General features: G+C 71.8%; 7 protein-coding genes. 1 reads left to right on the top strand and 6 read right to left on the bottom strand.

Annotated elements, in window-relative coordinates:
- Positions 1 to 23: 23 nt before the first annotated feature.
- Both F3T56_RS24630 and F3T56_RS24625 read right to left on the bottom strand, forming a co-directional pair.
- Positions 24 to 929 (bottom strand): MHYT domain-containing protein, encoded by a 906-nt coding sequence (locus tag F3T56_RS24630; RefSeq protein WP_149827560.1) that lies wholly within the window; start codon positions 927 to 929, stop codon positions 24 to 26.
- 237 nt (positions 930 to 1166) lie between these two features.
- The gene (locus tag F3T56_RS24625; RefSeq protein ID WP_149827559.1) at positions 1167 to 1979 is read right to left on the bottom strand and encodes a sugar phosphate isomerase/epimerase family protein; all 813 of its coding nucleotides are present in this window, start codon (positions 1977 to 1979) and stop codon (positions 1167 to 1169) included.
- Between the two features lie 67 nt (positions 1980 to 2046).
- On the opposite strand from F3T56_RS24625, the gene F3T56_RS24620 reads away from it, so the two are divergent.
- Positions 2047 to 2364: a zinc-binding dehydrogenase gene (locus F3T56_RS24620; RefSeq protein WP_246203806.1), complete on the top strand. Its 318-nt coding sequence runs from the start codon at positions 2047 to 2049 to the stop codon at positions 2362 to 2364.
- Between the two features lie 25 nt (positions 2365 to 2389).
- Here F3T56_RS24620 and F3T56_RS24615 read toward each other — a convergent pair whose 3' ends face one another.
- From F3T56_RS24615 to F3T56_RS24600, 4 genes are read right to left on the bottom strand one after another with little or no spacing between them, the layout of a single operon-like run.
- Positions 2390 to 3934 (bottom strand): FAD-dependent oxidoreductase, encoded by a 1545-nt coding sequence (locus F3T56_RS24615; protein WP_149827557.1) that lies wholly within the window; start codon positions 3932 to 3934, stop codon positions 2390 to 2392.
- A gap of 9 nt (positions 3935 to 3943) precedes the next feature.
- Positions 3944 to 4204 (bottom strand): CDGSH iron-sulfur domain-containing protein, encoded by a 261-nt coding sequence (locus F3T56_RS24610; protein WP_149827556.1) that lies wholly within the window; start codon positions 4202 to 4204, stop codon positions 3944 to 3946.
- Positions 4176 to 4859 (bottom strand): HemK2/MTQ2 family protein methyltransferase, encoded by a 684-nt coding sequence (locus F3T56_RS24605; protein WP_246203804.1) that lies wholly within the window; start codon positions 4857 to 4859, stop codon positions 4176 to 4178. The genes F3T56_RS24610 and F3T56_RS24605 overlap by 29 nt, the downstream gene beginning before the upstream one ends.
- Before the next feature lie 22 nt (positions 4860 to 4881).
- Positions 4882 to 5910: an iron-containing redox enzyme family protein gene (locus F3T56_RS24600; RefSeq protein ID WP_149827554.1), complete on the bottom strand. Its 1029-nt coding sequence runs from the start codon at positions 5908 to 5910 to the stop codon at positions 4882 to 4884.
- Positions 5911 to 6000 lie beyond the last annotated feature (90 nt).

The following is a 6000-nucleotide window of genomic DNA, read 5'->3' as shown; positions in this document are numbered from 1 at the left end:
GGGGGGGGGGGGGGCGAAAAAACTCACCACTCCTGCACGCGCCGAGCAGCATGCCGAACCGGCGGCTCGAAGAGCGACCCGCCCGCGTCGTCGGGTCCGCCCGCAGCCGCCTCGGAGCGCTCAGCCCGCCAGGGACCGACCCGCGAGGGACTGCCCCCTGCCCGAGGAGCCGAGCTCCGGTTCCAGTCCCCCTCACCAAGAACCAGCATCGGATCGAACATCACCACCACACCCGCCAGCAGCAAAAAGATCACCGGCCCGATCAGCATCGGCAGCAGAATGGACAACGGCGACTCCCCGGTCAACTCCCCGCCACCATTCCCGCCATGCAGATGCACCCCCACCGCGGCCATCCCGGTGTAATGCATCCCGGACACCGCGACCCCCATGACAAGACTGGCACCCAGACTGGTCAGGAAGCCCCGGATCGACACCGCCGCCCACAACGCGGCGGTCGCGGCGACGATGGCGATGACGACGGAGAGAGCGACGACAAGGATGTCGTACTGGATGTAGCCGTTCATCTGGAGGGCCGCCATGCCCAGGTAGTGCATGGCGGCCACACCGAGCCCGGTGACACTGCCGGCGGCGCACAGCGTGGCCGTGCTGACGCCGCGGTACCCCACGGCGAAAACCCCGATGCCGACGACGGTGATCGCCACGACGAGGCTGAGCACGGTCAGACCGACGTCGTAGTGGATCGGGCTCTCCTTCACCCGGAAGCCGATCATGGCGATGAAGTGCATCGTCCAGATGCCGCAGCCGATCGACGCCGCGCCTAACGCGAGCCAACCGGGTTTCCAGGACTGTTCGTTGTAGACGGACCTGACCACGCAGCGCAGCCCGAGCGCCGCGCCGAGGCAGGCCATGATGTAGGCGGCCACTGGGGTGACCGCACCGTAGCTGAAGCCGTCGATTGTGCCTTGCATATGCCAAATCCCCCCGAGATCTGACTAGTTGGGACTGTCGTGCGGGGGGCAAGTCTGGTACAGGGGCGTGCCGGAGCGCTCCGTTTTCCAAGAGTTACTGTCGGTATCTGGTCGACGGCTGATCAGCTTTGGGTGACTCGGTGTTGATTCGTCGTCAAAATCCTTGCTGAGCTTGACAATTCAAGCTCAGGCCAAGGTTTTACGCCGCGTCAGTCTCATGCTTGTGTCGCGTCAGTCTCATGCCGCGTCGTTCAGCAACCGCCCGAGGTGCTCCCGCCCGGCCCCCAGTAGCCCGGGCAGCGGCGCGGCCTCCTCGTACCACCGCTTCTCGTACTCCCAGCAGAGCCAGCCGTCCCAGTCCTTGCGGGAGAGGAGTTCGACGCACTCGGCGAGCGGGAGCACGCCCGCGCCGAGCGGCAGCGGGGTGGTGTCGTCGGCGGAGGCGATGTCCTTGACCTGGACGTAGCCGAGGAAGGGGGCGAGGGCGGCGTAGGACTCGGAGGGTTGCTCTCCGCCGAGCCAGGTGTGCATCACGTCCCAGAGCGAGCCGACGTTGCGGTGGCCGACCTGGCCGAGGACGCGGATCGCGTCGGCGCCGGTGCGGTGCGAGTCATGGGTCTCAAGCAGGATCCGTACGCCGTGGTCGGCCGCCTCCTCCGCCGCCGTACCGAGCCGCCGGGCGGCGACGGCGTCGGCCTCGTCGACGTGCTGCCCACCCTCGCCGCCGAGCTCGGCACCCGGGAAGACCCGGATGAAAGGCGCGCCCAAGTCCCGTGCGAGATCCAGCAGTTGCCGGATCTCGTCCAGCACCGGCCCGTCGTCACCCGGCGCCGCGACCCGCGCGTACCCGGCGAGCCCCAGGATCTCCACCCCCGCCGCCTTGAACTCGGCGGCCACGTCGGCCCGTTCGGCGGCGTCGATGCCCGGATGCACCGGCTCCTCGGGGTGGGCGCGCAACTCGACGCCGTGATAGCCGTGCGTGACGGCGAGCCGTACGACGTCGGCGATGGGGAGACCGGGGACACCGAGGGTGGAGAAGGCGAGTTTCATGCCTTCGGACCCTACTCGGCATCCTCCGTCATTCCACCGTCGTGTCCACCGTCGCGTCCACCGTGCCGTGCAGGTCCAGCCGCCAGTCCTGGCCGAGGGGACGTACGACGCGGTACTCGACACCGCGGGCGTGGACGTCTCTCCGGCGCTCGCCGAGGGAGGGCTCTACGTCTCGATCGCCGACGAGCCCCTGCCCGCCGTACCCGGTGCCACCAAGAGCTATGTACAGGAGAGCAAGAAGGACCTCGCCGAGCTGGTGGACCTGGTGGACACCGGCCGGCTGCGGGTACGCGTGGCGGAACACCACCCGGTGACGGCGGTACGCACGGCCCACGAACGCTTCGAGGCCGGGGGCCTGAGCGGCAAGGTCGTACTGCTCTTCTGACCTGCTCTTCCGGCCTTCGCGGGCCCTAGACGTCCCGTGGTTCCAGCGGCTTCGTCGCCGGGCCCTGGAGGATGTTCCCGTCCGGGTCGAAGCGGGACCCATGACAGGGGCATTCCCAGGTGCGTTCGGTGGGGTTGAAGGCGACGAGGCACCCGAGGTGGGTGCAGCGGGCGGAGACGGCGTGGAGGGTGCCGTCGTCGTCGCGGTGGACCGCGCAGTGGTGGCCGCCCGCACGGACGACCGCGCCGTCCCCCGGGGCGATGGCGTCGGCGGAGGTGTCGGAGGCCGGGGAGAGCCGGTCGCCGACGAAGTGGCGGGCGACCTGGGCCTGGTGCTTGAGGAAGCTCGGTGCCTCCCGTACGGCGCTGAGCACCCGGCGCGGGTCGTACAGGTCGCTCCACGGCACCTTGTGCCCGGTGATCTGCTCGGCGAGGAGCCGGCCCGCCATGATGCCGCCGCTCAGCCCCCACCCGCCGAACCCGGTCGCCACCCACGTGTGCCGGCTGCCCGGGTGGAAGGGGCCGACGAGCGGTACGGAGTCGGTGGAGTCGTTGTCCTGGGTGGCCCACCGGTGGGTGAAGTCGAGCGGGCCGAAGCGTTCGACGGCCCAGCCGGCGAGACGCTCGGACCGTTCGCCGACGTCGGCGCCCGTCCCCGGCGTGAAGTGCTCCCCGGTGACCACGAGCAGCCGCCGCCCGTCCGCGTACGGGGCGGTGCGCAGCGAGCGGGTGCGCTGCTCGGGGGTGATGTACATGCCGTGCGGGTCGGGACCGGCCGGGCTCGGGTCGGCGTCGGCCGGGATCGGCGCGGTGAGCACCAGTTCGCGGCGCGGGGAGAGCCGGGTGAAGAGCAGCGCCCGGTCGAACACCGGGTAGTGCGTGGCGACGACGACGTCCCCGGCGGTCACCGTGAACCCCGCCTCGGTCGTCAGCCGGCACGGCGTGCCCTCCTTGAGCCGCGTCACCCGCGTCCGCTCATGGACGAGGGCGCCGCCCTGCCGGACCAGATCGTCGACGAGCGCCAGCAGGTACTTGCGCGGATGGAACTGCGCCTGCCCCGTCACCCGCACCGCCCCCGCCACCGGGAACGGCAGCCCCGTCTCCGCCCCTGTGACGTACTCGGCGGGCAGCCCCGCCTCCCGGGCGGCCGCCGCCTCCGCCCTCAACTCCCCGACACGCCCCTCGTCCTCGGCGTACGTGAAGGCCGCCGCCTCCTCCCAGTCGCATGCGATCCCCAGCTCCTCCACCAGCGCGGCGGCATGCCGGATCGCCTCCGTCTGCGAGCGCGCGTACAGCTCCGCGGCCGCACCGCCCCGGGTCCGCCGCAGCCGCTCGTAGACGAGCGTGTGCAGGGCGGTGAGCTTGGCGGTCGTGTGCCCGGTCACCCCGGCGGCGATCCGCCCCGCCTCCAGCAACGCCACCCGCCGCCCCCTGCGGGCCAGCTCCCACGCGGCGCTGATCCCCGCGATACCGGCCCCGACGACGGCGACATCGACGACGAGATCACCGTCGAGCGCCGGGTACGGGCTCCGCTGCGGCGCGGTCTCGATCCAGTACGACCTCTGCTTCATGGCTCTCCTTCACCTGGGCGGCATGGGCGGCATGGGCGGCATGGGCGGCGCGGGCGGCTGAGCACGGCGCCGATGGCTGGTGTCGCACCACGGCTGGATCCGGCTGCGGCGACAGGTGCACAGGGCCACCCGGAAGCGGTCCGACGACACGGTCGTACCGTCCTCCAGCGTGACCTCGACCGGCCCCTCGACCAGCAGCGGGCCGGGGCGCTGGACGGTGATACGACGGCGTTCGGCGGTTTCAGCGGTTTCCGCGGGGACGTTCGGCACGGATGATCACCAGCTCTTCCTTCTCGTCGTCGGCGTCGTCGGCGTGGAACAGCCCCCGCCCGCGCAGCCAATCGCCGCGGGACCGCAGAACGGGCCCGAAGGCGATGCGACGGTGGTCCACGACGTCCGTACGGAGCCCCGCCGCCCGAAGCTGCGCGAGCGTCCGTTCCTCGTCGCTGAGGGTGGACTGGACCAGCAGCAGCACCCCGCCGGGCCGGAGCAGGGCGGGCGAGTCCCGGCAGAGGCGGTCCAGTACGAGACGGCCGTCCCGCCCGGCGTCCCACGCCCGCGCGACACCCCGGGCGGGGCGGCCGTCGGTACGCGACCCCGGTGCGGGCACGTACGGCGGATTGGACAGGATCAGGTCGAAGGACCGGTCCGCCACCGGGTCCAGCAGGTTCCCCCGTACGACGCTCAGCGGCAGCCGCGTCAGCACGGCGTTGACCCGGGTGTTGAGGACCGCCCGCCAGGAGATGTCGACGGCCGTGACCCGGGCGCCACGCCGTGCCGCCGCCAGCGCGACGACCCCGGTCCCCGTGCCCACGTCCAGCACGTCGGCACGTGGGGCGAGCGGCTCCCGCCCCAGGGCGGTGACGAGGAGGTCGGTGTCGTCCTGAGGGGCGTAGACGCCGGGCAGGGAGAGCGGCGGGGTCACGGGAAGGGGCCTCCAGGGTCCGTCAGACAGTCGAGGTGATCGAGGTGAGTGGCGTACGCAGCGACGACCGGCCGTCCCGCCATGCCCCGAGGAGCCGGGCGGCGAGCGCGTCCTCCAGATACGACGTGGCGTCCACCCCGAACGCCACGTCCCCGTCGAGATGCGGCTCCTGCTCCAGCAGACCGCTCACCACCTCCTGCCGTACGACCTGCTCGTGTACGGCGTCGGCCTCGACGTGTTCGTCGTAGAAGTGCGCGGCGGCCGTCCCGGCCCCCGTACGCCGCATCGCGGTGGCGAGCCGGCGGGAGGCGGGGGAGGAGGTGATCTCGACGGTCGCGAAGTGCCCGACGAGGGCGCCGCGCAGGGCGCGGTGGAGGCCGAGGAGGGACATCAGGTTCACCAGCGCGAGCGCCTCGGCGCCGGCGGCGTCCACGTAGCGGCCGTAGGCCGGGTCGAGGCCCAGGTCGGTCATGAGGTCGGCGAAGAGGCGCGCGTGCACGCGGTCGGCACGGCCGCCGCCGAACTCGTCGTACTCCACAGCGGCCATCCCCGCCTTCGCCCGCCCCCACAGCCGGGGCAGGACCCACGCGTGCGGGTCGGCCTCCTTCAGGTGGTAGAGCGACCGCTGGACGGCGTACTCCCGCACCTGCCACAGCTCGCCCTCGTCCGCCAGGAAGTGACTGACACCGGTGCCCTCCCCCTCCGGCGGCTCCACGAGCAACTCGTCCAGCGCCTCCTCGGCGCCCTTGTGCCGCGTAGCGACCGCCCGCAGCGCTTCGAGGAACGGCCACTCCAGGGCCGCCCGCAGCCGCAGCAGTTCTGGATCCCACTCCCAGTCGTCGTCGACGCCGGCGAACCCCCGGTAGTGCAGCTCGTAGCAGAGATACAGCGCCAGCTGCAGATCGTCCCCGAACGGATCGCCCCCCGCGACCGCCTGCTCACCGGGCAACGGCCCGGCCTTCCGCAGCCCCTCGACGACGGCACCCGAAACTCCACCCCTGCCTTCAGGCAGCGGTGGCCCATCGGACCGGGACCGGGACCGAACACTCATACGCGCCGGGTACCCGCGATGCGGCGGTGCTCACCCGATGCCCGACCGTCCAGGTGACGCCGACGTCTCTGGTCCCGGCAACGCGGCCAT

The organism is Streptomyces tailanensis (assembly GCF_008386495.1).
GTDB lineage: Bacteria > Actinomycetota > Actinomycetes > Streptomycetales > Streptomycetaceae > Streptomyces > Streptomyces tailanensis.
This window is presented reverse-complemented; position numbering and strand designations above follow the sequence as displayed.

What these genes read in the sequence shown, in the direction of transcription:
- F3T56_RS24615 (WP_149827557.1), bottom strand. Translation starts at nt 3,934, where the DNA reads ATGAAGCAGAGGTCGTACTGGATCGAGACCGCGCCGCAGCGGAGCCCG.
- F3T56_RS24600 (WP_149827554.1), bottom strand. Translation starts at nt 5,910, where the DNA reads ATGAGTGTTCGGTCCCGGTCCCGGTCCGATGGGCCACCGCTGCCTGAA.
- F3T56_RS24625 (WP_149827559.1), bottom strand. Translation starts at nt 1,979, where the DNA reads ATGAAACTCGCCTTCTCCACCCTCGGTGTCCCCGGTCTCCCCATCGCC.
- F3T56_RS24630 (WP_149827560.1), bottom strand. Translation starts at nt 929, where the DNA reads ATGCAAGGCACAATCGACGGCTTCAGCTACGGTGCGGTCACCCCAGTG.